Raw genomic sequence first — 26,577 nt, 5'->3', positions numbered from 1 at the left:
GATGGCCCGTCCACACTCCCTGGATGATGACGCCGGGCGCCTGCGCCCTCGCGACGAAGGTGAAGGAGACCGACATGGCGGCGCAAGCCCGGGCAAACGAGAGCACCTCGCCGATCGACCTCGACACAGGCATCGTCGAGGCGGCGGAAGCGGCACTCGGCGCCATCGGCGCAGCGCGCAAGGAGATCGGCCAGGTCATCTTCGGCCAGCAGAAGGTCGTCGATCTCTCGCTGGTGACGCTGCTTTCGGGCGGGCACGGCCTGCTCGTCGGCGTTCCCGGCCTCGCCAAGACCAAGCTCGTCGAGGCGATGGGAACCGTGCTCGGCCTCGCAGCCCGGCGCGTCCAGTTCACGCCGGACCTGATGCCGTCCGACATCCTCGGCTCCGAGGTGCTCGACGAATCGAGCGACGGCAAGCGCCATTTCCGCTTCATCAAGGGCCCGGTCTTCGCCCAGCTCCTGATGGCGGACGAGATCAACCGCGCCTCGCCGCGCACCCAGTCCGCCCTGCTCCAGGCGATGCAGGAGCACCATGTCACGGTCGCCGGCGAGCGCTACGACCTCCCCGCCCCCTTCCATGTGTTGGCGACGCAGAACCCGATCGAGCAGGAGGGCACCTATCCGCTGCCCGAAGCCCAGCTCGACCGCTTCCTGCTCGAGATCGATGTCGGCTATCCCGACCGCGAAGCCGAGCGGCGGATCCTGCTGGAAACGACCGGCGCCGCCGAATACAAGCCCGCCGCGGCGATGACGGCGGAGACGCTGATGTCGATCCAGCGCCTCGTCCGCCGCCTGCCCGTCGGCGAGGCGATCGTCGATGCGATCCTCGATCTCGTCCGCTCCGCCCGCCCCGGCGAGGGCGAAGCTTCAGTCACCGACAAGCTCTCCTGGGGCCCCGGCCCCCGCGCCAGCCAGTCGCTGACGCTCGCCGTGCGCGCACGCGCCCTCGTTGAAGGCCGGCTTGCCCCCTCGGTCGACGATGTCGCGGCGCTCGCCATCCCCGTGCTGAAGCACCGCGTCGCGCTGACCTTCGCCGCCCGCGCCGATGGCGAGACCGTCGAGGGCTTGATCGGCAAGCTCGTAGAACGGCTGGGATAAGCCGATGCTGCGCACGCGCGTCCTGGGTCCGAGCGAAAGGCGGCCGACACGGCCGGTCCTCACGGATGCGCTCGACCTCGCCGCGCGCCTGCCGCGCCTGATCCTGGAGGCGCGCCGCGTCTCGGCCAGCATCCATGGCATCCATGGAAGGCGCCGCGCCGGTCCGGGCGAGACCTTCTGGCAGTACCGCCCGCTGGTCGCCGGCGAATCGGCCTCGCGCATCGACTGGCGCCGCTCCGCCCGCGACGGCCACCTCTTCGTCCGCGAACGCGAATGGGAAGCCTCGCACTCGATCTGGCTCTGGATCGACCGCTCCCCCTCGATGGGCTTCGCCTCCTCGCTCGCCATGGCCTCGAAGCTCGACCGCGCACTGGTCGCAGGCTTCGCGCTGGCCGAAACGATGGTCGAGGGCGGCGAACGCGTCGGCCATATCGGATTGACGCGGGCGCTGGCCTCCCGTCGTATCGTCGAGCTGCTGGCCCAGGCCGTCATTGCCGACGAGCGCAACACCCCCTCGGACCTGCCGCCTGAGGCGCCGCTGCCGCGATTGGCCGACGCGATCATCATCACCGACGGGCTCTCGCCAGCCTCGGCGCTGGCCCAGCGCATCGCCACGCTGGCTTCGTCGGGCGCGCGCGGCCATGTCCTGCTGATCGCCGATCCGATCGAGGAAACCTTCCCCTTCAGCGGCCAGGCCGAACTCTTCGATCTGGAGGACGGGCTGACCCTGCGCGTCGGCGACGCCGGGGCCTGGGGCGACGAGTACCGCCAGCGTCTCGCCGCCCATCGCGAGGCGATCACCGAGGCCTGCCGCAAGGCCGGCTGGACCCTGACGCTGCATCGCACCGACCGTCCGGCCAGCGAAGCCGTGCTGCGCATCGCGAGCCTCATTGCCGCCTCGCGCAGCGCCTCGGGCTTCTGAGGGGATCGCCAATGCTCAGCGCCCTGCCCTTCAGCTTCTCCGCCCCGCTCGCTCTTGCGGCGCTCGCTTTGCTGCCGGCGCTCTGGCTGATCCTGCGCGTCACGCCGCCGCGACCGCGCCGCATCGATTTCCCGCCGCTGAAGATCATGGCGGACCTGATCGCCAAGCGTGAGACGCCGGCCCATACGCCCTGGTGGCTGCTGGCGCTGCGCATGGCGGTCGCCGCGCTCGCCATTCTCGCCGTCGCCGGCCCGGTCTGGAATCCGGTGCGCGATGCCGCGCCTTCGCGCGGCCCCGTCCTGCTCCTGATCGATAACGGTTTCGGCGCCGCGACCGACTGGTCCGAGCGCGTATCCGTCGCCGAATCGCGCATCGCCGCCGCGACCCGCGAAGGCCGCCCGGTCGCCGTCGTCGGTCTCGCCGAAGCTCCTGCCGCCATCGCGCTGGCCGAGCCCCGCATCGCGCTCGACCGTTTGCGGGCCCTCCCGCTCCAGCCGCACGCTCCGGACCGCACCGCATATCTCCCGCGCATCGAGGCCTTCTTGCAGAGCTCGCCCACCGCCGAGATCGTCTGGGTTGCCGACGGCCTCGGCGTCTCCGACGACGGCAGCTTCCTCGCACGGCTGAAGCAGGATGCCGAAGCACGCCGCCTCGCGATCCACGCCGCTCCGCCCGCGCAGCTTGCCCTCGCCGCCCCCGAGAACCTCGCGGGTGCCCTGACCGTCAAGGTATTGCGCCCCGTCGCCAGCGCCCCCGCGACGGGCCAGGTTCGCGCGCTCGATCTCAAGGGCCTGCCGCTCGGCAACGCGCCCTTCATCTTCGAAGGCAGCAATCTGGAGACGACCGCCCGGCTCACCTTGCCGATCGAGGTGCGCAACGCCGTTTCGCGGCTGGAGATCATCGGCGAGCGCAGTGCCGGCGCGGTTGCACTGCTGGACGACCGCGCCAAGCGCCGCCGCATCGGCCTCGTCTCCGGCGCGACCGCCGACACGGCGCAGCCCTTGCTGTCTCCGACCTATTATCTCTCCCGCGCGCTCCAGCCCTTCGCCGAGATCCGCGAACCCCGGCAGGGCTCGACCGATCCGATCGGCGAAATGCTGGCCCAGAATCTCTCGGTGCTGGTCCTCGCCGATATCGGCGCGCTCGATCGCGAGACGGCCGAGAAGGTGACGAGCTTCGTCGAGCGCGGCGGCGTGCTGCTGCGCTTCGCCGGCGCGCGCCTCGCCGCCGCTTCCGACGAATTGACGCCGGTGCGGCTGCGCCGCGGCGGACGCACGCTTGGCGGCGGCCTGTCCTGGGAAAGCCCGCGCAAGCTCGCACCCTTCACCCGCGAAAGCCCGTTCTTCGGCCTGACGATCAGCGACGACATCCGCGTCAGCCGCCAGATCCTGGCCGAGCCGGAACCGAACCTGTCGCGCAAGACCTGGGCCGCGCTGGAGGATGGCACGCCGGTCGTCACCGCCGAGCGGCGTGGCGACGGCCTGATCGCCATGGTTCATGTCACCGCCGACACCACCTGGTCGAACCTTCCGCTCTCGGGCCTCTTCGTCGACATGCTCCGCAAGATCGTCAACCTCGCCGGCAACGGCCCCACCGTCGAAACGCAAGGCGACGAGACCAAGGTCGAGACCCTGTCCCCGACCCGCGTGCTCGACGGCATCGGCCAGTTCCGCGCGGCACCGGCGACCGCCCAGCCGGTGGCGCGCAACTATGCCGGCCGCGCCACGCTCGCCCATCCGCCCGGCCTCTACGGCCCGACCGACGGCTCGCTCGCAGTCAATGCGCTGACGCCGACCGACACGCTCGCGGCGCTGGACCTCGCCAGCCTGGGTGTATCCGTGCTGCCGATCGACGAGCCGGTCGCTCGCGACATCCGCCCGCCGATGCTGGTCCTCGCGCTGCTGCTGCTCGTCATCGACACGCTGGCGACGCTCTGGCTCGGCGGCCGTCTCAACGTCGCTCGCCTGCGCAGGGCCGCCGCGCCCGCCGCGATCCTGATCGCGCTCGCGGCCTCCTTCGCGCTTGCGCCCGATTCCGCACGAGCCCAGCAACCCGCACCGAATGCGCAGGCCGATACCCGCCCGCCGATCCCGCGTGCCCTGCTTGCCAATGGCGCACAGACGCGGCTCGCCTATGTCGTCACCGGCGACAAACCCGTCGACGACATGTCGAAGGCTGGCCTGACCGGGCTCAACACCGTGCTCGGCGCCCGTACGGCGCTGGAGCCGGGCGATCCCGTCGGCGTCAGCGTCGAACGCGACGAACTCGCCTTCTTCCCGGTGCTCTACTGGCCGATCGTCGCTGGCCGCCCGCTCCCCACGGCCGAGACCTTGCGCAAGCTCGAAGCCTATATGAAAGGCGGCGGCCTCGTGATCTTCGACACCCGCGACGCCATGAGCGCCCGCCCCGGCGGCGGCACCACGCCCGAGGGCGACCAGCTCAAGCGCATGCTGCAGACGCTCGACATCCCCGAGCTGGAGCCGCTGCCGCGCGACCACGTCCTGACCAAGACCTTCTACATCCTCGACGAACTCGTCGGCCGCTACGACACCGGCACGACCTGGGTCGAGACCCTGCCGCCCGCTGATAGCGACGGGCGCCGTCCGGCGCGCGCCGGCGACAATGTCTCGCCGATCGTCATCACCGCCAACGACCTCGCCGCCGCCTGGGCGATCGACCGGCGCGGTGAAGGGCTGGTGCCGCTCTCCGGCGGTGATCCGCGCCAGCGCGAGATGGCACTGCGCGGCGGCATCAACCTCGTCATGTACGCGCTCACCGGCAACTACAAGGCTGACCAGGTCCATGTCCCGGCCCTGCTGGAAAGGCTGGGGCAATAGCCATGTGGAGCGTCTCCCTCGCCCCGATGGTGCCCCTGCCGCTCTTGATCGGCCTCGCCGTGCTCGCGGCTTTGGCCGCCGGCGCAGCCATCGTGCTGGCCGGCCGCAGCGCCATCCTGCGGGCGCTCGCCCTTGTCGTGCTGACGGCGGCGCTGGCCGACCCCTCGCTGGTCTTCGAGGATCGCGAGCCGGTCAAGGACGTCGTCGCCGTCGTGGTCGACCGTTCCGCCTCCAACCGTCTTGCCGACCGCGCGGCCCAGACCGATGCCGCCGTAGCCGAGATCGAGCGGCAATTGCGCGGCGTTCCCAATGTCGAGCCGCGGATCGTCGAGCTGCGCGACGCGCAAGGCACGAATGACGGCACCCGCCTGTTCGAGGCTTTGTCGACGAGCCTTGCCGATGTGCCCTCGGAGCGCGTCGCCGGCGCGATCGCGATCACCGACGGCCTCGCCCACGATGCCCCGCCCAATGCCGAGGTGCTCGGCCTGCGCGCGCCGCTGCATGTCCTGACCACCGGCCGCAATGCCGAGATCGACCGCCGCATCGTGCTGGTCGATTCGCCGCGCTTCGGCATTGTCGGCAAGGACCAGATCATCCGGCTGCGCGTCGTCGACAAGGGTGGCCCCGGCCGCGCCGGCCTCACCATCCGCCGCGACGGCGAGATCATCGCCCGCCGCGAGGTCGCGACCGGCCAGACCGTGCAGGTCCCCGTCCGCATCGATCGCGGCGGCCCGAACGTCGTCGAGATCGAGGCGCAGGCCATTGACAACGAGCTGACGCTGGCGAACAACCGCGCGGTCATCACCATTGAAGGTGTCCGCGACAAGCTGCGCGTGCTCTTGGTCTCGGGCGAGCCGCATCCGGGCGAACGCACCTGGCGCAACCTCCTCAAGGCCGACGCCAATGTCGACCTCGTCCATTTCACCATCCTGCGCCCGCCGGAGAAGCAGGACGGCACGCCGATCAACGAGCTCTCGCTGATCGCCTTCCCGACACGCGAGCTGTTCCAGGTCAAGATCAAGGAATTCGACCTGATCATCTTCGACCGCTACGCCAACCAGTCGATCCTGCCGCTGCTCTATTTCGAGAACATCGTGCGCTATGTCCGCGACGGTGGCGCGCTGCTCGTCGCGGCAGGCCCCGAATATGCAGGCTCGCAGACGCTGGCCCGCACGCCGCTCGGCCAGATCCTGCCGGCTCTGCCCGATGGCAGCGTCATCGACGAGGCCTATCGCGCAGAGGTCAGCGAACCCGGCAAGCGCCACCCTGTCACGCGCGACCTGCCCGGTTCCGAGGTCTCGCCGCCGCGCTGGGGCGAATGGCTGCGCATGGTCGGCGCCCAGGCACGGGCCGGCACCGCCCCCGTCATGACCGGCCCGGGCGAGCGGCCGCTGCTGATGCTGGCACGCGAGCAGAAGGGCCGCGTCGCGCTCTTCCTCTCCGACCATGCCTGGCTCTGGGCGCGGGGCTTCCGCGATGGCGGCCCCTATCTCGACCTGCTGCGCCGCCTCAGCCACTGGCTGATGAAGGAGCCGGAGCTGGAGGAGGAGGCCTTGCGCGCCACGGTGCGCGGCGCCACCGTCGAGGTCGAGCGCCAAACGCTGCGCGACAACCCCTCGCCCGTCACCATCACCGGCCCCGACGGCCAGTCGCGCACGGTGACGCTGGAGCCCGGCCGCCCCGGCCTGTTCACCGCCCGCATCCCGACCAGCGATCTCGGGCTCTACCGGCTGACAGCCGACAATCTCACCGCTTTCGCCAGCGTCGGCCCCGAGAACCCGCGCGAATTGATGGAAGTGGTCAGCGACCCCGCCGCGCTCCAGCAATTGGCGCAGGCGACCGGCGGCTCCTCGCGCCGCATCGGCCGCGAGAGCGGCGCGGCCGTCAACCTGCCGCGCATCGTGCCGGTGCGCTCCGGCAGCCAGTTCGCCGGCAATGACTGGATCGGCCTCAGGATCAGCGATTCCGGCATCGTGCGCGGTGTGCGCATTTCGCCGCTGTTCATCGGCCTGCTCGGACTGGCGGTGCTGTTCGGCGCCCTCGTCGCCGGCTGGCTTGGCGAGAGCGGCAGGCGCCTCAGGCGTCAGAGCTGAAGCGCATCGACGCCACCGCCCCGCTGCGCTGCTTCAGCACACCCTCGACCAGCTCCAGGGCCAGGAAGCGCGCCGGATCGGCCGGCCCCGGCAGTACGAACTGGCCGGGCGGCAGGACCTTGAAGCCGAAGCGGGCGTAATAGGGTGCGTCCCCGATCAGCAGGATCAGGTCGTGACCGGCCTCGCGCGCGGCCTCGATCGAGCGGTTCATCAAGGCTGCACCGATCCCCCGGCCCTCGAAGGCCGGATCGACGGTCAGCGGCCCGAGCATCAGCGCCTTGTGGCCGCCGGCGAGGACCGCCGTCACCTTGACCGAACCGACGAGGAAGGTGCCGACATGGCTGGCGAAGGACAGGGCCGGCTCGGGCGGCACGCCCTCGCGCAGGCGGAAGGCGGTGCGGGCGAAACGGCCGGGGCCGAAGGCGCGCTCATGCAGGCGCTCGATCGCGGCGGCGTCCACGGGGAGTTCGTGGCGGATGGTCAGAGGCAAGGATGTCATGATGATCGACGTGTAGCGCGAGAGGCGGATCGGCAGAGCGAAGGCAGGCGCGTGCGGGCGCATGACCGGGAGGGCGCATTCAGCGCGCCGGTCGTCGCAGGTCTCGCAGGCTCAGCCGGATCATCATGAAAGCGCCTCTACAGCATCGGGCCGAAAAGGGGAATCCACTTTTCGGAAGAATCTGATGCGCGGCCAGACGGCCCCCGCTTTGCGCCGGTCCTGCGATGGCTTGCCGGCCCCGCCGCTTTGGTCTCAACTCCAGTTTCAGGTGGGGGAACAGGGCCACAGACACCGAGAGCGCTATCGCCTTTCGGAACGGAGGAATCGATGTCCGGATTGAAACCGCTCGCCGCCGCCCTCCTTCTGACGGCGATCTCCTTGCCCGCCCACGCCCAGCAGACGGCACCACCGAAGGAGCCCGTCCGGGACGAGTTCTTCTGGCTCGGCGAGATCAACAAGGCGAGCACGGTCATCAATTCGGAGCAGGGCCTGCTCGATCGGTCGCTGGCGCCGAAGCTGGCGAAAGGCATCGCCAAAGTGATCGAAGCCGGCGGCCAGCCCGGCGCCAAGCGCCCCTCGACCGTCATCACCTTCGAGCCCTTGATGATCAAGGAAGCCGGGGTCGAGGTCACGCTGATCCATGCCGGGCGTTCCAGTCAGGACATGCATGCGACCTACCGCGCCGCGATCATGCGCGACCGGCTCTTGTTGCTGGCCGACCAGCTCAACCGGGCGACACGGACGATGGTCGATCTCGCGGCGACGCATCGCGACACCGTCGTGCCCAACTACACCAACGGCGTCGCCGCCCAGCCCAACAGCTATGGCCATTATCTTCTGGGCCTCGCCGCCGGCCTCGACCGCGACGCACAGCGCATCCGCGAAACCTATGCGCGCGTCGACCTTTCGCCGATGGGTACGACCGTGCTCAACGGCACGAGCTGGCCGCTCGATCGCCAGCGCATGGCTGACTATCTCGGCTTCGCCGGCCTCGTCGAGAACGCCTATGACGCCTCGCAGATCGCGGCTGCCGACCTGCCCGTGGAGGTCGGCGGCATCGTCACCGGCATTGCGCTGCATGTCGGCGGGTTCATCGAGGACGTAATGACGCAATATGCCCAGGCACGGCCCTGGATCCTGCTGCGCGAGGGCGGCGGCACGACCGGCGGCGGCAACACCTATGTCTCCAGTGCCATGCCGCAGAAGCGCAATCCGGGCCTGCTGAACGGCACCCGCGAGGACGCTTCGACCGCTCTGTCATTGGCGGTGGGGCCGGTTTTCAAGGCACATAACATCCCGCCCGGCATGCCTGACGCCAAGGGCGCCAAGGCCAACAGCGCCATGACCGACAGCGCGACCAAGGCCCTGCAGGGGCTCGACCGCATCCTGAAGGCGCTCGCCATCGACCCGGAACGCGCGCTCGAAGAGCTCAACAGCGACTGGACCGCCTCCCAGGAACTCGCCGATGTGCTGATGCGGAAATACAAGCTGCCCTTCCGCGCCGGACATCATTTCGCATCGGAGGTCGTGGACTACGCCAAACTCAACAACATCAAACCGACCGAGTTTCCCTATGCCCAGGCGCAGGCGATCTACCGCAAGGCGGCGACCGAGATGGGGCTCGCCGCAGCCGAATTGCCGATGAGCGAGGCCGAGTTCCGCGCGACGCTCGACCCCGTCGCGATCATCAGGAACCGCGCCACATCGGGCGGCCCGCAGCCGGCCGAGATGGACCGGATGCTCGCCGAGGCGAAGCAACGCATCGACAGGCAGGATACCTGGATCAAGGATCGGCGCGCGAAGATCGCAGCGGGCCTGGCCAAGCTCGACGCCGATTTCGGCACGCTGGCGAAAAGCGCGAACTGAACGGTCGGGCAGCCAGGCTCACCATTCGATCGCAGGCGGCTGCCCGGAGATGATCTCCGCCAGCCGCCGCCGCGTTGCCGGCGTCGTACCGTTCGGCAGCCGGTCCAGCGGGAAGAAGCCGGCTTCCGCGATCTCGCGATCAGGCTTCTTGACGCGCTCGACCCGGAACCGGCGGAGCACATAGACGGCGACATGGTCGCGCCGCGAGATCCTGCGGTTGAAGAACAACCCGTGCAGGACCGGCCGCTCGGTCGGGGCGATGCCTGCCTCCTCCGACAATTCGCGCTCCAGCGACAATTCCGCCGTCTCGCCGACCTCGACCCCGCCGCCCGGGAAATGCCAGCCGGGCACATAGGTGTGGCGGATCAGGAAGACCTCGCCACGATCGTTCAGCACGACGCCGCGCACGCCGAAGGTCACGCCGCGCGCGAAGCGGAAATAGACATGCAGCAGGCGGGTCAGCAGGCGCTGCGCGAGTGTTCGCGGCCTGTCCGGATCGGCGGCGGGCTGGGGCGTCTCTGATTGCATCCGATCGATTCTCAAGGCTGAGTTAATTGTCTATGCAAAAACTGCATGACGGACCGTCAACCAGCTCAGTTGTTCCGCCACAAACGCGCCCCAAATGAGGCAGATATCGCACTGCAACATCAGGACACCGAAATCATGCTTCTCTCTTTCATCATCGCCCGCCTCAAGGCCAAGCCGGCCTATGTCTGGAAGCCCGCCATCACGCTGACCGATTCCCGCATCGTGTCGGAACTGACCGGCGCCGCCAACTGAGGCTTTCGGGCCCTTCCGCAGTCCAGGCGCGCCGTCGGCGCGCTTGACTGATGGCCTCCTGCGGGGGCAAGCGCTTGAGCGTGTTCAAGCTCGCGCATCTGTCCGACCCGCATCTCGGCCCGCTCGCCGGGTTTTCGCTGCATCAGCTCTTCGGCAAGCGCGCGACCGGCTACGTCAACTGGCGTCGCAAGCGCCGGCATGCCCATGACATGGATATCCTGACGCGGATCGTCGCCGATATCCACGCGCATGTGCCCGATCACATCGCCTGCACCGGCGATGTCGCCCATATCGGCCTGCCCGACGAATTCAAGACGGCCATCGCCTTCCTCGACACGCTCGGCCCGCGCGAGACGGTCAGCTTCGTGCCCGGTAATCACGACGCCTATGCCCGCTCATCGTTGAAGCCCTTGGCCGGCCTGCTCGCGCCCTGGATCGCCGATGACGAGGGCAAGGCCGGCTATCCCTGGTATCGCCGCCGCGGCCCGATCGCCCTGATCGGCGTCAACAGCGGCGTTCCGACCCTGCCGCTGATGGCGACCGGCCGCGTCGGCAGCGAGCAGATCGCCCGCACCGCAGCGCTTCTGGACCGCGCCCGCGACGAAGACCTCATCCGCGTCGTGCTGATCCATCACCCGCCCTATGTCGGCGGCGCCAAGCGTGGCCGCGAACTGGTCGATGCCGCCGCCTTCGAGGCGATGCTGAAGCGCAAGGGCGCCGATCTCGTCCTGCACGGCCACAATCACAGCTTTTCGCTGGCCTGGCGGCCGGGCACCGATCGCGACGTGCCGATCATCGGCGTGCCCTCGGCCTCGATCGGCCCGCGCGGTCATGGCGAACTCGGCACCTGGCATCTCTTCCGCATCGAGGGCGACGCCAGGGAGCCGCGGATCACGCTGGAACAGCGCGGCTTCGAACCGGACGGTACGGTGATTCTCCGTCAGGAAATCGCTCTGACGAAAGGCGCCTGACAGGCGTCATCCCGTGCGCGCTGCAGCGTGCAACGCTGCGGCGCAGACACGGGACCGCGCGACGATGAAAACTCCCATCGTCGCGCGCTCGACAGGGTGCCCATTTCTGAGAACGGTCCCGTGTCTGCGCAGCGGCACTGCGCGCCGCAGCGCGCACGGGAAGACAGGGCTCTCAGACGCAGCGGCCGCCGTCGACCGCCAGCACCGAGCCCGTCACCATGTCGGCCTCGTCCGAGCACAGGAACAGCGCGGCATTGGCGATGTCCTGCGGCGTCGAGAACCGGCCCCACGGGATCGAGGCGGTGAACTGCGCGCGGCGCTCCGGCGTGTCCTCGCCCATGAAGGTGGCGAGCAGCGGCGTCTCGCCGGCGACCGGCGCGATCGCGTTGACGCGGATCTTGTCCGGCGCGAGTTCGACCGCCATCGACTGCGAGATCAGGTTCGCCGCACCCTTCGAGCCGTTGTACCAGGTCAGGCCCGGGCGCGGACGCAGGCCCGCCGTCGAGCCGATGTTCAGGATCACGCCACCGCCATGCTGCCGGAAATGCGGCACGGTCGCCCGCGCCATCAGATAGATCGACTTCACGTTCACGGCGAAGATGCGGTCGAACTCCTCCTCGGTCACCTCGGTCATCGGCTTGTTGCGATGAGTGGTGCCGGCATTGTTCACGACGATGTCGAGCCGCCCGACCTTGGCCAGGATCTTCTCGACCGCCTTGTCGACGCTCTTCGCCTTGCCGACGTCGCAGGTCACCGCGAAGGCCTTGCGACCGATCGCCTTGGCGGCCTCCTTGGCCTTGTCGCCGTTGATGTCCAGCACCGCGACGCGCGCGCCTTCACGCACGAAGGTCTCGGCGATGCCGAAGCCGAACCCCTGCGCCGCGCCGGTCACCAGCGCCGTCTTGCCCTTCAGTCTCATGGTCATTCCTCGTGGTCTTGATGCCACGATGTTTGAAACGATTGAGCGCGGCCGTAAATGCGCTTTTGCGCGCGGGCGAGTGCGAAAATCGGATGGCAGGGTTTTACGCCCCGATCTCCTCGCGCAGCATCTCCAGCTCCAGCCAGCGCTCCTCGGCGTCACCGATCTCGCGCGCGACCTCTTCGAGACGCGCCGTCGCCTTGGCGAAGAGCTTCGGATCGCGCGTATAGAGATCGCCGGCCACGGCGGCATTGAGCTTCGCGGCCTCCGCCTGCAGCGCCTCGACCTTCTTCGGCAGCGTCTCCAGCGCATGCTTCTCATTGAAGGAGAGCTTGCGCTTGGAGGCGGACGTGGCCGGTGATGACGCAGCCTTGGCAGCGGCAGGCGCCGCCTTCTCGACCGGCCGTACTTTGGCTCCGACGCCACGCCCGCGCTGCGCCAGCATGTCGGAATAGCCGCCGGCGAATTCGGTCCAGACCCCGTCGCCATCCGAGATCAGCACCGCCGAGACGACCCGGTCGATGAAGTCGCGGTCGTGGCTGACCAGCAGCACCGTGCCCTGATACTCGGCGAGCAATTCCTGCAGCAGGTCGAGCGTCTCGAGGTCGAGGTCGTTGGTCGGCTCGTCCAGCACGAGCAGGTTCGAGGGCTTCGCCAGCGCCCGCGCCAGCATCAATCGCCCTCGCTCGCCGCCGGAGAGCGCGCCGACGGGCGTGCCGCGCTGGATCGGCTGGAATAGGAAGTCCTTCATATAGGCGATCACATGGCGCGGCTGGCCGCCAACCATGACCTGATCCGAGCCGCCCCCGGTCAGCGCATCGCCGAGCGGCGTCGCCGGGTCGAGGCTCTCGCGGCGCTGGTCGAGCGTCACCATCTCCAGCGCCGTGCCGAGCTTCACCGTGCCGCTATCGGGCGCCAGCGCCCCGGTCAGCAGGTTGATCAATGTAGTCTTGCCGGCGCCGTTCGGCCCGACGATGCCGATCCGGTCGCCGCGCGCGACGCGCAGGGACAGGTTCTTGATCACGACATTATCGCCATAGGCCTTGGCGACGTCGATCGCCTCGATCACGAGCTTGCCGGAGGTCTGCGCCTCGCTCGCCTCCAGCCGGACATTGCCCTGCGCGGCCCGCGCCGTGCGGCGCTGGTCACGCAGCGAATGGAGCTCGCCGAGACGGCGCTGGTTGCGCGTGCGCCTTGCACTGACGCCGTAGCGCAGCCAGTCCTCCTCTCGGGCGATCTTGCGGTCGAGCTTGTGGCGGTCGAGTTCCTCCTGCGCCAGCACCTCGTCGCGCCAGGCCTCGAAATCCCCAAATCCCTTATCCATCCGCCGCGTCACGCCGCGGTCGAGCCAGATCGTCGCGCGCGAGAGCGAGGTCAGGAAGCGTCGGTCATGGCTGATCAGCACCATGGCCGAGCGCAGCGATTTCAACTCCTGCTCCAGCCATTCGATCACCGGCAGGTCGAGATGGTTGGTCGGCTCGTCCAGCAGCAGGATATCGGGCTCCGGCGCCAGCACCCGTGCCAGCGCCGTCCGGCGCGATTCGCCCCCGGACATGGTGGCGGGGTCCTCCTCGCCGGTCAGGCCGAGTTCCGTGATGAGGTATTGCGCGCGATAGGCGTCGTCGCCCGGCCCGAGCCCCGCCTCGACATAGGCGAGCGAGGTCCTGTAGCCGGTGAAATCTGGCTCCTGCGGCAGATAGCGGATGGTCGAGCCCGGCTGCACGAAGCGCTCGGCATGATCGGGGTCGACGATACCCGCCGCGATCTTCAGCAGCGTCGACTTGCCCGAGCCGTTGCGGCCGACCAGGCAGACGCGTTCGCCCGCCGAAACCGCGATCTCGGCGGCTTCGAGCAGCGGCTGTCCGCCGAAGGTGAGCGCGACGTCGCGCAGATGCAGCAAGGGGGCCATGATCCGTCCTGTGTTCGGCCTGCGGGATAGACCGCCACCGCCGCCCTGTCACGCCCGCAAGTCTGGCACGGCCCTTGCCAGCCCTGTTCCGCCCCTTATCGTGATCGGGATTGAGACCTGATGAGTCCAAGAGCGATGCCCAGCGAACGCCCGATCGGGATCGGCCATAATGGCGGCCCGCCGCTGAAGGAGCGCAAGCGCCGCGCTGCCACCGGCTCCGGCACTATCGGCCGCTATTTCGATTGGCGCTTCGCCCATCGCAAGGCCTGGAAGAAGCCGCGCGAGATCGCGCTCAGGCGCGAGGAGAAGGCCTCGGCGCTCGGCCTCACCTATGAGGAATATTCGCTGGAGGTCATGGAGCGCGGCTATTTCCCGCAGCCCGAGCATGTCGCGACGATCAAGTCGAAGCGAGCCCAGCGCCGCAGGGATGGCGGGGTGGTCGGCCAGTCCTTGAAGGGCATGAAGCTGAGCTGAGGCTCAGCCGCCTCAACTTCCAAGCCAGCGCCGGGCCAGTCGCGTCGCCGGCTTCTCGAAGAAGCGGTAGAGCAGCAGCGCCGCGATCACGGAGCCGGCGAGCGCCAGCGCGATATAGAGCATCGGTGAATGCAAACCGAGCCGCAGCACGACCTCGCGCATCCCCCGGATTACGAAGGGATGGACGAGATAAAGCGCATAGGAGGCATCGCCCACAGCGGCCAAAGCCTTCACCGGCTTCAGGGGCACGATGCCCTCGCGACCACAGCCGGCAGCCAGCATCAGGAGGACGGCGGCCCCACCCCGCCAGAGGACGCTGCTCCAAGGACCGTCCGCGCCGGGAATATGGGCAGCCGCGACCAATAATGCGGCACCGGCTATCGCAACGGCGATGCGCAACGCCCCGTGCAATCGCAAGCCTTTTTGCCAGAGGACTGCAATCCCCATCCCCGCCGCGAATTCGAGCACGATCGGCTGCCCCCAGAAGCCGAGAGGCAGCGCCAGCGGCCCGCTCAGGCTCTCGGCCGCGACCAGCAACGCCAGGACGAGCGTGATCGCAGGCAAGGTCCAGCGCCGCGGCAGCATCAGGCCGGCCGCGAACAGCACGTAGAACAGCATCTCGTAGTTCAGCGTCCAGCCCAGTGAATAGACCGGCTGTACGAAGCCTTGCGTCGAGACCACCGGCCAGAACAGGTAGGAGCCTACGATCTGCTGGAGGCTCGGCACGCCGGAATTGAGCACAGCGGGAACCGCGAACCCGACCAGCAGGAACAGCGTCGTCACCGCCCAGTAGAGCGGCACGATGCGCGCCAGCCGGCGCTTCAGGAACAGGCGCGAGGCGCCGTCGCGACCGAACAGGTCCTGCGAGGCATGGACCATGATGAAGCCGGAGACGACGAAGAAGATGTCGACGCCCGCCATCCAGGGCAGGAGATCGCTGCGCGTGAAACTCAGGCCCCCGCGCGCGGCCACCACGGCGGCATCCGGCTGGACATGGTGGATCGCGACCATGAAGGCCGCGAGCGCGCGCAGGACCTGGATCGAATGGATGGGCTGCACGCGAACCTATGCGACGTCGTGAAAAGGCCGCTCAGCCAAACCACAGCCGCTTGGGATCGTCGAGCCCGAAGCGATGGAGATTGGCGGCGATCGCCGCCAGTCCCTGCTCGGCCGCATCGGTCGCGGTGATGACATGCAGGGCAAAACGTTCCGCCAGATCCTCCATCGGCGGCTTGCCGGCGAAGGCTGCGCGAATCGCCGTCTTGTCCGCGAGCGGCAAGAGATGCGGTGCGATGCCGCCGGCGATGAAGACGCCGCCGGTCGCCTTGAAGACCAGAGCGAGATCGCCGGCGACGCGCCCCAGCAGGCGCCAGAAGCAGACGACGGCCATCAGCGCCGCCGGATCGCCGTCATGCGCGAGGCGGGAAACATCCGCCGCACTGACCTCCGCCTCCAGCATGCCGGAGGTCCGGGCCACCGCCTTGTGCAGGCGTACCAACCCGTCGCCGCTGAGGAGATGCTCGACCGTCAGGCGCGGGATGCCTTCGCTCAGCGCCGGCCAGATCTTCTGCTCGGTCTGGTCCTCCGGGCCGATACCGATATGGCCGGATTCAGTCGGGATCAGCACGCCGCGCTCGCCCCGCATCAGAAGCGCCGCCGCGCCGAAACCGGTGCCCGGCCCGAGCACCAGTTTCACGCCTTCAGGCTCGGGATCGCCCTCGACCAGAGTGGTGAGATCACTGGGCCGCAGCACCGCGAGCGAGGCCGAGAGCGCCTCGAAATCATTGACCATTAGGCCCTGGCTCAGGCCAAGAGCGCCCGCGATCCGCGGCCCATCGAGATGCCAGACGGCATTGGTCAATTGCGCCTGCCGGCCATCGAGCGGCCCGGCGACGGCGATCACCGCCGAACGCGGCTTCTCCGGCACGTCGGCGAGCACGGCGGCGAAGGCAGCTTCCGCCGTCGGATAGCTGCCCGTACCGATCCTGGCCAGCGGCCGGTGCGCGCAGTCCGCATCGGTCACCAGCGACAGCCGGCAGTTCGTGCCGCCGATATCGGCGACCAGCACCGGATAGGAGATCGACGGCGGGCGCATCAGAGCGGCTTCCGCCAGGGCGCGAACCAGCCGAGCCCTTCGAGCGTGCCGGCCTCCGGCCGGTACTCGCAGCCGACGAAGCCGTCATAGCCGAGGCCGTCGAGTTCATTGAAGAGCGTCGGGTAATCCGGCCCCGAGGCATCTGGCTCGTGGCGGCCATTGGCGCGGGCGATCTGGACATGGCCGACGAGCGGATAGAGCGCGTTCAGCTTCGCCGAGACGTCGCCGTGGATCAGTTCGCAATGATACATGTCGAATTGCAATCGGACATTCGGCCGGCCGGATTCGCGGACGTAAGCCGCCGCCTGGTCGAAATCGTTGAGGAAATAACCCGGCATGTCCTTGCCGTTGATCGGCTCCAGCAGGAGATCGATGCCCTGCTCGCCGAGCTTGTCGGCGGCATAGGCGAGCGAGGCCAGATAGGTCTTCTGCGCGACGGGATCGTTGGGATCGGCGAGCCCTGCCATCATGTGCAGGCGCTTGACCCCGGTCTCGTGGACATAGGACAGCGCCGTATCGACCGAAGCCCGGAACTCGTCCTCGCGCCCGGCCAGTGCCGCGATGCCACGCTCGCCCTTGCCGAAATCGCCGGGCGGCAGGTTGTAGAGCGCCTGCGTCAGCTCCCCGCCGGCCAATGCCAGTCCGACCTGCTCGGGCGTATGCTCATAGGGGAACAGGAATTCCACCGCCTCGAACCCTGCCTCGGCAGCCGCCTTGAAGCGATCGAGGAACTCCCATTCGGTGAACATCATCGACAGGTTGGCGGCAAAACGCGGCATGAGGCTCTCTGCAGGCTGGGCACGGATCGGTCGGCGCAGGTTAGACCGATGCGCCAGCCGCGTCATGGCCAAACGCGGCAGGGAGGGAATGCGTTCCGCTGCGGCCGCATTCCGCGTCATGCTCGGGCTTGACCCGAGCATCTCGAAAACCAGTCCTCACTCGTCATGAGATTCTCGGAGCAAGCCCGAGAGTGACGGCGCTTAAGGCTTCGGCGGCGGGTTCGGATCGCTGGAAAAACGCCGGAACACCATGTCGGGCGAAGAGGTGTTGTGGCGCGAATGCGTCGTGCGCCCCATCCAGATATCGGTCGCCTTGCCGCCGGGATAGGACATCAGTGCCTCCTCGCGCCAGCCCTTGGCGCCCGGCTCGCGCAACGCGATGCGGGCGACGTCGTTGTTGAACTCGGTGACATACATCGAGCGCAGCGCGACGAAGCCCTTGCCGCCGGTCACCGGCTGGTCGAGCACAGCATCGAGCACCATCCGGTTCTCGTCGACGCTGTCGAGCTTGAGGCTGCCGGACGAGCCGTCCTTGAAATTCAGCTTGAAGGTCAGCGTCTTCGGGTCGAATTCGATCTCCTTGATGTTCACCACCGGGCGCCCGTCCTGCTCGATCGGCCCGAACAGGAAGGAGGAGCCGTAGGAGGAGAAGCCGAGATGCTCCGGCGGCAGAGGCCGCGCGCGCCAGTTGCCGTCCTGCGGATAGACGACGAGCACCTCGTGGGACTTGTCCTTGCCGAGCTTCCAGAGCTGGACAAGATGCAGGCCCTTCTCAACACGGTCGCCGACGCGGAAGGTCGTCTCCGCCGGGCGCCAGAAGCTCGGGAAGGTGTAGCCGACCAGCCAGTAATCGATCGATTCCCAGAACGTGACGCGGCGTGGCGGCGTCGGCGACGCGAAAGACGGATCGCCCTTCATGTCGCAATTCGTCCAGTCGGCATCCCAGTTGTCGCGCACCAGCCCGGCGACATAAGCCGGATGCGCCGCTACGATCTGGAAGCGCCGGACCTCGGGCGAGATCGCCTTGATCGTGACGTTGTCCTTCTCGGCGCAGAGCACCGGCTCGGATTCGTTCTTCACCTCGACGGCGATATCGCCCGCTGCCCGCGCAACCGTCAGCGAGGCGAGAAGAGCGACCGAAACGGCGAGCGGGCGAAGAAAACGAGTCATGGCAATCCCTGGTGACGGTTTCCGAAACAGCCTGATCGCGGCCGGATGAACCTGGGCTGACCGGGCTGGACAGGAACCGGGCCATGGTTGGCTGCGACCCGGCGTGCTTCGGGTTCTCCGGCAACGGCCGGGAAGCAGCATCGTTCCGCTCGACGACAGCGAGCGATGACGGCTCGAACGCCCGTCCGGGTGCCTTTCGAAGCGCCTTCAGGCCGTCAGGATGGCGTAGACATCGCCCGAACTGGCCGCGCCCGGCAGGCCGCGCAGGAAATCGCCCATCGCCTCGGCGCTCGCGGGCTCACCGAGTTCCAGCACCTGGCTCTCGCCGATCGCGACATTGAAGCGATAGGGGCCGAGTGTTTCCAGCAGGACGAGGCAGGCCTCTGCAACCTCGCGCCGCATCGTCGTGAATTCGAAGGAGATCACCGGCACCGCCTTGGTCAGCCCCGCCAGCACATGCGCCTCGAAGCCCTCGACATCGATCTTGAGCAGCTTCGGCAGGCCGTAGCGCAAGATCAATCGGTCGAGCGTGGTGCAGGGCACCGCGATCTCGTGATCCCAGGCCTGCTCTTCCGAAGGCGCCTGCTCTTCCGGGCCGCGCACGCTGGCAGGCGCGCCGATGAAGGCGGCCGAGGCCGTCGAGACAGCCGGGTTCCGGCTGTTGATCCGGAGCACGATCGAGCCCTCGTGATCGCCGCAGGCCGCCTCGACCAGCGTCACCAGCGGATCGCGCCGATGGATCAGGCGGATGACGCGGGCCGCGCCCGGTTGCGGCTCGAGTGCGACGACGCGCGCGCCCAGACGACGGAAGGACGAGACCCGGTCGCCGACATGAGCGCCGACGTCGAAGGCGAGATCGCCGGGCCCCAGGAATGCCCCGTAGAGCCGGTCCATCGCCGCATGGCGTTGCTTGTCGCCGTGATAGATGCGCAAGGAGCGCGAGAGCGCCTTCACCGTCCCCTTCGGATAGGTGACGGCGTTCATGCCGCCTCCCCGTCGCGGATCGCGGCCAGAACCGGCGGCAGGTCGAAATCCTCCGGGATGCCGCAGAGCCCGCGTCGCGCCAGCCAGGCGCCGCAGCCGGGCGACGCGGTCAACATGGCGAAAGGAATCGCCAGCACGTAGCCAGCCGTCAGCGGCAGCGACCAGACCAGAACCGCCGGCGCCATCACGCCGAGCGTGGCGAACAGATAGGCCCCGAACAGCAGATGCGGCCACAGGCCGGCGAAGGCCGTCGCGAAGGACAGGGCATGGACGTCGCGGGCCTGCCCGTTCCAGCCGATCCTCGCCCGACCGAAGGCAAGCCCGGCCATGAACAGCGTCGTCCGGAAGCTCGACACCGCGCCCTGCAGGAAGGCGAAGACGAGTTCGATCGCAGCCGAGGCCAGGAAGCGCGTCCGGCCGCCGTAACGCGCCGCGCCGCCCGGCGTGAGCAGGATGTCGGCGAAGCCCGCCAGCTTCGGCGAGAGGTACATCGCCAGGAACAGGAGATAGAGCCCGCCGGCAAGCACGGCCGGATAATCGGCGATCGCCCGGTCCTCAAGAACCTTCAGCGGCAGGAGCGCGATCATCAATGTCCAGGCCGGCAGGCCGAGGAACATCAGGATCGCCCAGATCAGCTGGAACCGGCTCATCGGCTTGAGGCCGGCCAGGTCGAGCAACTTGAGATATTGCAGATTGCCGAGGCACCAGCGCAGGTCGCGCTTGGCGAAGTCGAGCATGGTCGGCGGGTTCTCCTCCCAGCTTCCGCCTTCGACCGGGAGCACGCGCACCTCGTAACCGGCCCGGCGCATCAGCACCGCCTCGACCTGGTCATGGCTCATCACCGCCCCACCCAGCGGCGGCCCGCCCGGCAGCACCGGGAGATGACAGTGATGGCGGAACGGTGCGATCCGTACCAGGGCGTTGTGCCCCCAGAACGGCCCGCAATCGCCGGCCCACCAGGCCGAGCCCATCGTGTAGGGCCGCATGCCGTGGCGCATGCCGAACTGGAAGATACGGGCGAAGGCGGAGCGACTGGGCATGCCGACCACGAGGCTTTGCAGGATTCCGAGCTTCGGATGCGCTTGCATCATCCGGGCCATGCGCAGGATCGCCTCGCCCGCCATCACGCTGTCGGCGTCGAGCGGCAGCATCAATTCGTAGCGCTCGCCCCAGCGCTCGCAGAAATCACGGAGGTTGCCGGCCTTGAATCCGGCATTGTCGCTGCGGCGGCGATAGGTCAGGCGCGCCGGCTCGCCGATCTCGCGCGCCCAGGCTTCAGCCAGCCTTTCCTCGGCGGCGGCGACAGCCGGGTCGTTGGTATCCGACAGCACGAAATAGTCGAACCAGACGCCCTCGCCTGTCGCATCCAGGCTGTCCTTGACGGCCTTGAGCCGGCGGAAGGCGCGCGCCGGGTCTTCATTGCGCAACGTCATCAGAACGGCGGTCCGCAAGGTCAGCGGCGTCGCCTGCCCTCCGGCTGCGAAAAAGGGCGCGACGTCGGCAAGCCCATCCGCCTTGCGGTGCAGGAGCCAGAGCCCGATCGCGGCATTCCAGAAGCCGAGCACGGTCCAGGGCGCGCCGAACAGGAAGGCGACGAAGATCGCCACGTCGGCCGGGGTCCAGCCTCCGGCCCCGAGCACCCGCGCAAGCCCGGTGGCCAGCAGGGCAAGCGTCACGAGATTCAAGGCGAGGACGAGGAACCGCCGGCGGCGCAGCGCGGTTTCCGCTTGCAGCCCGGCCGGGTTCAGGCCGCTGGGCCCGGCCTCTTGCATCGCCCGCCGGAACGTGGTCGGAGCGGGACGCTGGTTCATGGCGGTCTCTGTCATGGTAGGCAGACAGGCTCGGACGGACGGGATCGGACGCGAATGGCGCGGGAGCTAAAGCCTGCAACCTCGATTGACGCAAGGGCAAAGGCTCTTGCGCTTTGGTATACGGCACCCCGTGAATGCAACCTGAATGAGATCGCCTTGCCCGCCCCCGGGGCGGAGGACTGCCTCGTCACGACGCTGTGGAGCGGCGTCAGCCGCGGCACCGAACGGCTGGTTTCCGAAGGCCGCGTCCCCCGCTCCGAGCATGAACGCATGCGGGCCCCGTTCCAGCAGGGCGACTTCCCGTTTCCCGTCAAATACGGCTATTGCGCCGTCGGCCGCGTCGATGCCGGCCCGCCCGACATGCTGGGCCGCATCGTCTTCTGCCTTCATCCCCATCAGGACCGCTTCGTCGCCCCGCGCGGCAGCCTGGTCCCGGTGCCGGACACGGTTCCGGCCCGGCGCGCCATCCTCGCCGCCAACATGGAAACGGCACTGAATGCCCATTGGGATGCCGGCTCCGGTCCCGCTGACAGGATCGTGATCGTGGGCGGCGGCGTGCTGGGCCTGCTCGTCGCCTGGCTGGCCGCCCGGCTGCCGGGAGCCGAGGTCACGCTCGTCGATGTCGAGCCGCGCCGCGCCGCGCTCGCCGGCGCTCTCGGCTTCGACTTCGCATTGCCGGACGCTGCGCCTGTCGATGCCGATATCGTCTTCCATGCCAGCGCCACGGCGGCAGGGCTCGCGACCGCCATCGCGTCCGCCGGCACAGAGGCACGGGTCGTCGAACTGAGCTGGTATGGCGAAGGCGCCGTCCCCGCCGCGCTCGGCGGAGCCTTCCATGCCCGCCGGCTCCAGCTCGTCTCCTCGCAGGTCGGCCTGGTCTCGGCCTCGCGGCGCCCACGTTGGGACTATGCCCGCCGGTCGCAGGCCGCGATGGCATTGCTCGCCGACGACCGGCTCGATGCATTGATCACCGACGAGATCGCCTTCCGCGACCTAGCCGAGCGCCTGCCCGGCCTGCTCGCGCCCGGCGCCGCTGGCCTGACAGCCGCGATTTGCTATGAAACGCGCGCCTGACCGCGCCGCCTGAAACGCAATCCCCGGGAGATCGCATGTTTTCCGTCGAAGTCCGCGACCGCATCATGATCGGCCATTCCCTGCCCGATCCCTTCTTCGGTCCGGCGCAGAACATGCACGGCGCCACCTTCGTGGTCGATGTCGCCTTCTTCAGGGAATCTCTTAACAGGCAGAACGTCGTCGTCGATATTGGCGCGGCGCTCGACACCCTCGCCGAGACGCTGAAGCCACTGAAGTATCAGAACCTCGACGCGCTCCCGCAATTCGCGGGCGTGCTGACCACCACCGAATTCCTCTGCAAGCACATCTTCGACGCCATGGCCGCGGCGGCGAAGGCTGGCGCGCTCGGCGCGGATGGCGCAGGGCTGAGCAAGATTCGCGTGACCCTGCACGAGACCGATCTCGCCCGCGCCAGCTACGAGGGCGCGCTCGCGTGAGCACCATCATCTTCGCCATCCCCGGCGATATCGATGCGCCGACAGGCGGCTACGGCTATGATCGGCGCTTGCTGCGCGAATGGCGCGAAGCCGGCGTCGAGTCCCGCCATCTCGCCCTGCCCGGTTCCTTTCCCTTCCCGACGGCCGAAGACCTTGGAGCGACAGAACAGCTCCTCGCCGCTGTCGCCCCCGGCGACATCCTGCTGATCGACGGCCTCGCCTTCGGTGCGTTCCCCGAAGCACTCGCAGCCCGCTTCGCGGATCGGCTTGTCGCACTGGTGCACCACCCGCTGGCGCTGGAAGCCGGACTCAGCCCGGAGACGGCGGAGAGGCTGCGACGAAGCGAAATGCTGGCCCTGCGCCATGCACGCGCCGTCGTGGTCACCGGTCCAGCGACGAAACTTACTCTGACGGCGGAATTCGGCGTCCCCGCCGATACCATCGCGGTCGCGATCCCCGGCGCCGATCCGGCACCACGAGCCAAGGGCTCCGAACGCGGCGAAACGCTCCACATGCTCGCCGTCGGCTCGCTCATTCCGCGAAAGGGCTACGGCATCCTCGTCGATGCGCTGGCAGCGATCGCGGATCGGCCCTGGACCCTGACCATCGCCGGCTCGCCCGATCATGCCCCCGCAGCCGCAACGGCACTGCGCGACGATCTCGCCCGCGCCGGATTGACGGAACGCATCCTGCTGACCGGTAGCGTCGGAGCCGAAAGGCTCGCCCAACTCTATGACGAAGCCGATCTTTTCGTGATGCCATCGCTCTACGAAGGCTACGGCATGGTGCTGACCGAGGCACTCGCCCGCGGCCTGCCGATCGTCACCACGCTGAGCGGGGCCGGCGCCGAAGCCCTGTCCGATGCCGCCGCCCTCAAGGTGCCGCCCGGTGACGCTGTGGCACTTGCCAAGGCGCTCGCAAGGCTGATTGATGCGCCGGCAGAGCGTCGGCAGCGTGCCGATGCCGCGTGGGCCGCTGCCGGCGATCTGCCGCGGTGGGACGAAACCGCGCGCATCGTCGCGCAGGCTTGCCTGCGCGAGGGCGGCCGAAAGGTGGGGTAATGGCTGGTTTCTCTCCGGAATGGCTCGCATTGCGCGAGCCGGTCGATCATGCGGCGCGCAATCCGCAGGTTCTCGCCGCGGTCGGTGGCTATTTCGCTGAGAAGGCCTCGCTCTCAGTGCTCGATCTCGGCTGCGGCGCCGGCTCGAACCTGCGCGCGACCTATGCCGCCTTGCCCGATCGCCAGCACTGGACGCTCGTCGACCACGACCCCGCGCTTCTCGCCTTCGCCCGCGAGCGCCTCACCGACTGGGCCGACGAGGCGCGCGAGCAGGGTGAGGAACTCGTGCTCGCCAAGGACGGCAAGGCGATCACGGTCGACACCCGCAAGGTCGACCTCAACAAGGACCTCGAATGGGTGCTGGGCTGGCAGCCCGATCTGGTCACCGCCGCCGCTCTCTTCGACCTCGCCTCGAAGCGCTGGATCGAACGCTTCGTCGCGGCGCTGGCCAGCCAGCACCTGCCGCTTTACGCCGTGCTCACCCATGACGGCCGCGAAACCTGGCAGCCGGAGCATCCGGCCGATTCCGGCATCCATGCCGCTTTCACCGACCATCAGCACGGCGATAAGGGCTTTGGCCCTGCGGCCGGCCCGGATGCCTGCGAGATCATGGCGGAAGCTTTCCGCAAATCGGGCTTCGCGATCTCGAGCGGCGACAGCAACTGGCAACTCGATGCGAAACATCGGCCGTTGCGGGAAGCGCTGGCGGAAGGCATCGCCGCAGCGGCCGGCGAAACCGGCCGCCTCGATCCGAAGACGGTAGCGGACTGGCTCGCGGCGCGCCGCGAGGCGCAGTCGGCGATGATCGGCCATCAGGATTTCTGGGCCCGGCCGATCTAGAGCCGCCTTACCTCACCCAAGGCAGCATGCGCCGCATCACGCCGTCCTTGAGGATCAGGCGGTGATGCAGCGCAGCGCCGATATGCATCAGAGCAAGCGCCCCGGTCGCCAGCGCGAGCTTGCCATGAATGTCGAGCACGCGCTTGGCTGCCTCTTCGTTCGGTCTCGCCAGCGCCGGCAGGTCGAACAGGTCGAAGATCGTCAGCGCCGGAAACAGCGAAACCCCGATCCAGCCGAGCAGCGGCACGACGAGCAGCAGGCCGTAGAGCAGCCAATGCACCAGATGCGAGGCCGCCTTCTGCCACCAGGCCAGCGTCGGCTCGTCCGGCGGCGCGCCATGCAGCAGGCGGTAGGCGAGCCGTCCGGCCATCAGCCACAGCAGCAGGAAGCCGGTGAGCTTATGCGCGCTGTAGAGGCCGTTCGTCAGCCCGTCCCAGATGTTCAGCACGTTGCCACGATAGGTCATGGTCAGGCCGACGGGGATCATCAGGAAGACGGCCGCCACCGTGATCCAGTGCAGCGTCCGGGCAATCGGACTATAGGTGCGGGTTATCGGCATCTCGTCTTGCATCGGAAAGCCCCTGACCTGCTGCCGGAACGGCATTCATCCCATATTCAAGCGGTTGCGCCCATAGGACGACGATGCGCTCCGGAGGTTCCCACTTTCGCTTGCCGACGGGCGCGGCCTGACGTGGTTTTGATCGTGGAACCCGCACCATGCCGGCCACGTTGCTGGCAGAGTGCACTGCGAAGCCCTATATCGATACCGATGGTGCCCTGGATGCCCCTCGGCCGGTCGCCGGCCCAATCTGACGGACTTTTCGATGCCTGAGTCGCGTACGCTCTTCGGCCCCTCCCTCCAGACGGATCTCGTGAAGGTCGAACGGGCGATTGCCGAGTTTCGTGCCGGCCGGCCGGTCCTGCTCCGCGATGGCGAGCGGCTCGCGCTGGCCCTTTCCGCCGAGCTCGCCGACGCCGACCTCGCCCACAGCTTCGACACGTTGGCGCAGGGTCGCGGCCATCTCGTGCTGAGCGCCGCACGCCTGCGCCGTCTCGGTGCTAAAGGGCGGCTCGAGACCGGCATTTTCGCGCTGCCGACGATCGACACCGACCGCATCGAGACGCTTGCGCTCAAGATCGACGGCCGCATGGATGCGCCTGTCGCGCCAGCCTCCGCCCTAGACGAGGCCTCGCTCGAGCTTTCGCGTCTTTCGCTGGTGCTGCCGGCGGTGATTCTCGTGCCCGTGAGCGTCGAAGCGGTCGCCGGCGAACCGCTCGTCGAGGTCGAGGTCGCGGCCGTGAACGGCTACCGCGCCGAGCAGGCGGCGACGCTGAAGGTCGTCGGCCGCGCCCCGGTGCCATTGGAAGGCGCTCCCGATACCGAATTCGTCGTCTTCCGCGGCGGCGAGGGCCTGCGCGACCAGGTCGCGATCATCGTCGGCAAGCCCGATCTTGCGGCCGCCGTGCCGGTCCGCCTGCACTCGGCCTGCCTGACCGGGGACCTGTTCGGCTCGCTGAAATGCGATTGCGGCGACCAGCTGCGCGAGACCGTGCAGTGGATGGCCGAGAACGGCGGCGGCATCCTGCTCTATCTTGACCAGGAAGGCCGCGGCAACGGCATCTCCAACAAGATGCGCGCCTACAAGCTGCAGAGCCAGGGCTGGGACACCTACGACGCCGACGAGGTCCTCGGCTTCGATCTCGACCAGCGCCATTTCGATTTCGCCGCGACGATGCTGAAGCAGCTCGGCGTTTCCAGCGTGGTGGCGCTGACCAACAACCCGCAGAAGATCGGCGCGATCGAGGCGGCAGGGCTTGAAGTCGCCGCGACCCAGCGCGTGCTCGGGCGGCCGAATGCCCATAACGTCCGCTACCTCGCCTCCAAGCGCGACCGGGCCGGACATTTCATCGACATGGACGCGCTGATGGCGCGCGCCGCCCCGACGGATTGACCGCGCTC

The 26,577-nt window shown here is 68.4% G+C and carries 23 protein-coding genes; 12 read left to right on the top strand and 11 right to left on the bottom strand.

The window, feature by feature from the left end; translation table 11 throughout:
- The first annotated feature begins 74 nt into the window (after positions 1 to 74).
- Genes BLQ70_RS05895 through BLQ70_RS05880 form a run of 4 tightly spaced genes read left to right on the top strand, consistent with a single transcriptional unit; the run spans position 75 to position 6,949 of the window.
- On the top strand, positions 75 to 1,097 hold the full coding sequence (locus tag BLQ70_RS05895; RefSeq protein ID WP_244511926.1) for an AAA family ATPase: 1,023 nt from the start codon (positions 75 to 77) through the stop codon (positions 1,095 to 1,097).
- A gap of 4 nt (positions 1,098 to 1,101) precedes the next feature.
- Positions 1,102 to 2,019 (top strand): DUF58 domain-containing protein, encoded by a 918-nt coding sequence (locus BLQ70_RS05890; protein WP_091856237.1) that lies wholly within the window; start codon positions 1,102 to 1,104, stop codon positions 2,017 to 2,019.
- Positions 2,020 to 2,030: 11 nt separating this feature from the next.
- Positions 2,031 to 4,856: a DUF4159 domain-containing protein gene (locus BLQ70_RS05885; protein WP_091856236.1), complete on the top strand. Its 2,826-nt coding sequence runs from the start codon at positions 2,031 to 2,033 to the stop codon at positions 4,854 to 4,856.
- Positions 4,857 to 4,858: 2 nt separating this feature from the next.
- A complete protein-coding gene (locus tag BLQ70_RS05880; RefSeq protein WP_091856235.1) occupies positions 4,859 to 6,949 on the top strand; it encodes a hypothetical protein in 2,091 nt (696 codons plus the stop codon).
- On the opposite strand, the gene BLQ70_RS05875 is transcribed toward BLQ70_RS05880, so the two are convergent.
- Positions 6,933 to 7,448: a GNAT family N-acetyltransferase gene (locus BLQ70_RS05875; protein ID WP_091856645.1), complete on the bottom strand. Its 516-nt coding sequence runs from the start codon at positions 7,446 to 7,448 to the stop codon at positions 6,933 to 6,935. The genes BLQ70_RS05880 and BLQ70_RS05875 overlap by 17 nt on opposite strands.
- A 327-nt stretch (positions 7,449 to 7,775) precedes the next feature.
- Between BLQ70_RS05875 and BLQ70_RS05870 the strand changes: the two genes are divergently transcribed.
- Positions 7,776 to 9,314 (top strand): lyase family protein, encoded by a 1,539-nt coding sequence (locus BLQ70_RS05870; RefSeq protein WP_091856234.1) that lies wholly within the window; start codon positions 7,776 to 7,778, stop codon positions 9,312 to 9,314.
- Positions 9,315 to 9,332: 18 nt separating this feature from the next.
- Here the strand turns inward: BLQ70_RS05870 and BLQ70_RS05865 are convergent, their stop codons facing one another.
- Entirely contained in the window at positions 9,333 to 9,842 is a 510-nt protein-coding gene (locus BLQ70_RS05865; RefSeq protein WP_091856233.1) for an NUDIX domain-containing protein, read from the bottom strand.
- A gap of 332 nt (positions 9,843 to 10,174) precedes the next feature.
- Between BLQ70_RS05865 and BLQ70_RS05855 the strand changes: the two genes are divergently transcribed.
- Positions 10,175 to 11,065, top strand: a complete 891-nt coding sequence (locus BLQ70_RS05855) for a metallophosphoesterase family protein (protein WP_244511949.1) — start codon at positions 10,175 to 10,177, stop codon at positions 11,063 to 11,065.
- Between the two features lie 172 nt (positions 11,066 to 11,237).
- Here the strand turns inward: BLQ70_RS05855 and BLQ70_RS05850 are convergent, their stop codons facing one another.
- Both BLQ70_RS05850 and BLQ70_RS05845 read right to left on the bottom strand, forming a co-directional pair.
- Positions 11,238 to 11,984, bottom strand: a complete 747-nt coding sequence (locus BLQ70_RS05850; protein WP_091856644.1) for an SDR family oxidoreductase — start codon at positions 11,982 to 11,984, stop codon at positions 11,238 to 11,240.
- A gap of 103 nt (positions 11,985 to 12,087) precedes the next feature.
- Positions 12,088 to 13,893: an ABC-F family ATP-binding cassette domain-containing protein gene (locus tag BLQ70_RS05845; RefSeq protein ID WP_425284559.1), complete on the bottom strand. Its 1,806-nt coding sequence runs from the start codon at positions 13,891 to 13,893 to the stop codon at positions 12,088 to 12,090.
- Between the two features lie 135 nt (positions 13,894 to 14,028).
- Here BLQ70_RS05845 and BLQ70_RS05840 point away from each other — a divergent pair, with 135 nt between their 5' ends.
- Entirely contained in the window at positions 14,029 to 14,367 is a 339-nt protein-coding gene (locus BLQ70_RS05840; protein WP_210184247.1) for a hypothetical protein, read from the top strand.
- 12 nt (positions 14,368 to 14,379) lie between these two features.
- Here BLQ70_RS05840 and BLQ70_RS05835 read toward each other — a convergent pair whose 3' ends face one another.
- From BLQ70_RS05835 to mdoH, 6 genes are all read right to left on the bottom strand, one after another.
- Entirely contained in the window at positions 14,380 to 15,426 is a 1,047-nt protein-coding gene (locus tag BLQ70_RS05835) for an acyltransferase family protein (protein ID WP_244511925.1), read from the bottom strand.
- Between the two features lie 31 nt (positions 15,427 to 15,457).
- Positions 15,458 to 16,462, bottom strand: a complete 1,005-nt coding sequence (locus BLQ70_RS05830; protein WP_091856229.1) for a glucokinase — start codon at positions 16,460 to 16,462, stop codon at positions 15,458 to 15,460.
- Positions 16,462 to 17,241: a 2-oxo-tetronate isomerase gene (gene otnI / locus BLQ70_RS05825; RefSeq protein WP_091856228.1), complete on the bottom strand. Its 780-nt coding sequence runs from the start codon at positions 17,239 to 17,241 to the stop codon at positions 16,462 to 16,464. Before otnI ends, BLQ70_RS05830 begins: the two co-directional genes overlap by 1 nt.
- Positions 17,242 to 17,442: 201 nt before the next feature.
- Positions 17,443 to 18,411, bottom strand: a complete 969-nt coding sequence (locus BLQ70_RS05820; protein ID WP_091856227.1) for a hypothetical protein — start codon at positions 18,409 to 18,411, stop codon at positions 17,443 to 17,445.
- 207 nt (positions 18,412 to 18,618) lie between these two features.
- Positions 18,619 to 19,395, bottom strand: coding sequence for an FkbM family methyltransferase (locus BLQ70_RS05815; protein ID WP_091856226.1), 777 nt, complete (start codon positions 19,393 to 19,395; stop codon positions 18,619 to 18,621).
- Complete coding sequence (gene mdoH / locus BLQ70_RS05810; protein WP_244511924.1) at positions 19,392 to 21,206, bottom strand: glucans biosynthesis glucosyltransferase MdoH; 1,815 nt, start codon at positions 21,204 to 21,206, stop codon at positions 19,392 to 19,394. The genes BLQ70_RS05815 and mdoH overlap by 4 nt, the downstream gene beginning before the upstream one ends.
- A gap of 54 nt (positions 21,207 to 21,260) precedes the next feature.
- Between mdoH and BLQ70_RS05805 the strand changes: the two genes are divergently transcribed.
- Genes BLQ70_RS05805 through BLQ70_RS05790 form a run of 4 tightly spaced genes read left to right on the top strand, consistent with a single transcriptional unit; the run spans position 21,261 to position 24,617 of the window.
- Positions 21,261 to 22,280 (top strand): zinc-dependent alcohol dehydrogenase, encoded by a 1,020-nt coding sequence (locus BLQ70_RS05805; protein ID WP_091856224.1) that lies wholly within the window; start codon positions 21,261 to 21,263, stop codon positions 22,278 to 22,280.
- A gap of 35 nt (positions 22,281 to 22,315) precedes the next feature.
- Positions 22,316 to 22,717 (top strand): 6-pyruvoyl trahydropterin synthase family protein, encoded by a 402-nt coding sequence (locus BLQ70_RS05800; RefSeq protein WP_061969554.1) that lies wholly within the window; start codon positions 22,316 to 22,318, stop codon positions 22,715 to 22,717.
- Positions 22,714 to 23,778: a glycosyltransferase family 4 protein gene (locus BLQ70_RS05795; protein ID WP_091856223.1), complete on the top strand. Its 1,065-nt coding sequence runs from the start codon at positions 22,714 to 22,716 to the stop codon at positions 23,776 to 23,778. The genes BLQ70_RS05800 and BLQ70_RS05795 overlap by 4 nt, the downstream gene beginning before the upstream one ends.
- Positions 23,778 to 24,617, top strand: a complete 840-nt coding sequence (locus BLQ70_RS05790) for a class I SAM-dependent methyltransferase (protein ID WP_091856222.1) — start codon at positions 23,778 to 23,780, stop codon at positions 24,615 to 24,617. The genes BLQ70_RS05795 and BLQ70_RS05790 overlap by 1 nt, the downstream gene beginning before the upstream one ends.
- Positions 24,618 to 24,624: 7 nt before the next feature.
- Here the strand turns inward: BLQ70_RS05790 and BLQ70_RS05785 are convergent, their stop codons facing one another.
- A complete protein-coding gene (locus BLQ70_RS05785; RefSeq protein WP_061970264.1) occupies positions 24,625 to 25,188 on the bottom strand; it encodes a cytochrome b in 564 nt (187 codons plus the stop codon).
- 253 nt (positions 25,189 to 25,441) lie between these two features.
- Between BLQ70_RS05785 and ribA the strand changes: the two genes are divergently transcribed.
- Complete coding sequence (gene ribA, locus BLQ70_RS05780) at positions 25,442 to 26,569, top strand: GTP cyclohydrolase II RibA (protein ID WP_091856221.1); 1,128 nt, start codon at positions 25,442 to 25,444, stop codon at positions 26,567 to 26,569.
- Positions 26,570 to 26,577: the final 8 nt, after the last annotated feature.

Origin of the sequence: Allobosea robiniae, assembly GCF_900102525.1 — a bacterium.
Classification (GTDB): domain Bacteria; phylum Pseudomonadota; class Alphaproteobacteria; order Rhizobiales; family Beijerinckiaceae; genus Allobosea; species Allobosea robiniae.
Note: the sequence above shows the minus strand (reverse complement) of the source record. Positions and strands in the feature narration are given on the sequence as shown.

What these genes read in the sequence shown, in the direction of transcription:
- BLQ70_RS05805 (WP_091856224.1), top strand. Translation starts at nt 21,261, where the DNA reads ATGGCGCGGGAGCTAAAGCCTGCAACCTCGATTGACGCAAGGGCAAAG.
- BLQ70_RS05870 (WP_091856234.1), top strand. Translation starts at nt 7,776, where the DNA reads ATGTCCGGATTGAAACCGCTCGCCGCCGCCCTCCTTCTGACGGCGATC.
- BLQ70_RS05890 (WP_091856237.1), top strand. Translation starts at nt 1,102, where the DNA reads ATGCTGCGCACGCGCGTCCTGGGTCCGAGCGAAAGGCGGCCGACACGG.
- BLQ70_RS05865 (WP_091856233.1), bottom strand. Translation starts at nt 9,842, where the DNA reads ATGCAATCAGAGACGCCCCAGCCCGCCGCCGATCCGGACAGGCCGCGA.
- BLQ70_RS05790 (WP_091856222.1), top strand. Translation starts at nt 23,778, where the DNA reads ATGGCTGGTTTCTCTCCGGAATGGCTCGCATTGCGCGAGCCGGTCGAT.
- BLQ70_RS05895 (WP_244511926.1), top strand. Translation starts at nt 75, where the DNA reads ATGGCGGCGCAAGCCCGGGCAAACGAGAGCACCTCGCCGATCGACCTC.
- BLQ70_RS05850 (WP_091856644.1), bottom strand. Translation starts at nt 11,984, where the DNA reads ATGAGACTGAAGGGCAAGACGGCGCTGGTGACCGGCGCGGCGCAGGGG.
- BLQ70_RS05830 (WP_091856229.1), bottom strand. Translation starts at nt 16,462, where the DNA reads ATGCGCCCGCCGTCGATCTCCTATCCGGTGCTGGTCGCCGATATCGGC.
- BLQ70_RS05820 (WP_091856227.1), bottom strand. Translation starts at nt 18,411, where the DNA reads ATGACTCGTTTTCTTCGCCCGCTCGCCGTTTCGGTCGCTCTTCTCGCC.
- BLQ70_RS05875 (WP_091856645.1), bottom strand. Translation starts at nt 7,448, where the DNA reads ATGACATCCTTGCCTCTGACCATCCGCCACGAACTCCCCGTGGACGCC.
- mdoH (WP_244511924.1), bottom strand. Translation starts at nt 21,206, where the DNA reads ATGAACCAGCGTCCCGCTCCGACCACGTTCCGGCGGGCGATGCAAGAG.
- BLQ70_RS05840 (WP_210184247.1), top strand. Translation starts at nt 14,029, where the DNA reads ATGCCCAGCGAACGCCCGATCGGGATCGGCCATAATGGCGGCCCGCCG.
- BLQ70_RS05885 (WP_091856236.1), top strand. Translation starts at nt 2,031, where the DNA reads ATGCTCAGCGCCCTGCCCTTCAGCTTCTCCGCCCCGCTCGCTCTTGCG.
- ribA (WP_091856221.1), top strand. Translation starts at nt 25,442, where the DNA reads ATGCCTGAGTCGCGTACGCTCTTCGGCCCCTCCCTCCAGACGGATCTC.
- otnI (WP_091856228.1), bottom strand. Translation starts at nt 17,241, where the DNA reads ATGCCGCGTTTTGCCGCCAACCTGTCGATGATGTTCACCGAATGGGAG.
- BLQ70_RS05880 (WP_091856235.1), top strand. Translation starts at nt 4,859, where the DNA reads ATGTGGAGCGTCTCCCTCGCCCCGATGGTGCCCCTGCCGCTCTTGATC.
- BLQ70_RS05845 (WP_425284559.1), bottom strand. Translation starts at nt 13,893, where the DNA reads ATGGCCCCCTTGCTGCATCTGCGCGACGTCGCGCTCACCTTCGGCGGA.
- BLQ70_RS05785 (WP_061970264.1), bottom strand. Translation starts at nt 25,188, where the DNA reads ATGCAAGACGAGATGCCGATAACCCGCACCTATAGTCCGATTGCCCGG.
- BLQ70_RS05800 (WP_061969554.1), top strand. Translation starts at nt 22,316, where the DNA reads ATGTTTTCCGTCGAAGTCCGCGACCGCATCATGATCGGCCATTCCCTG.
- BLQ70_RS05815 (WP_091856226.1), bottom strand. Translation starts at nt 19,395, where the DNA reads ATGAACGCCGTCACCTATCCGAAGGGGACGGTGAAGGCGCTCTCGCGC.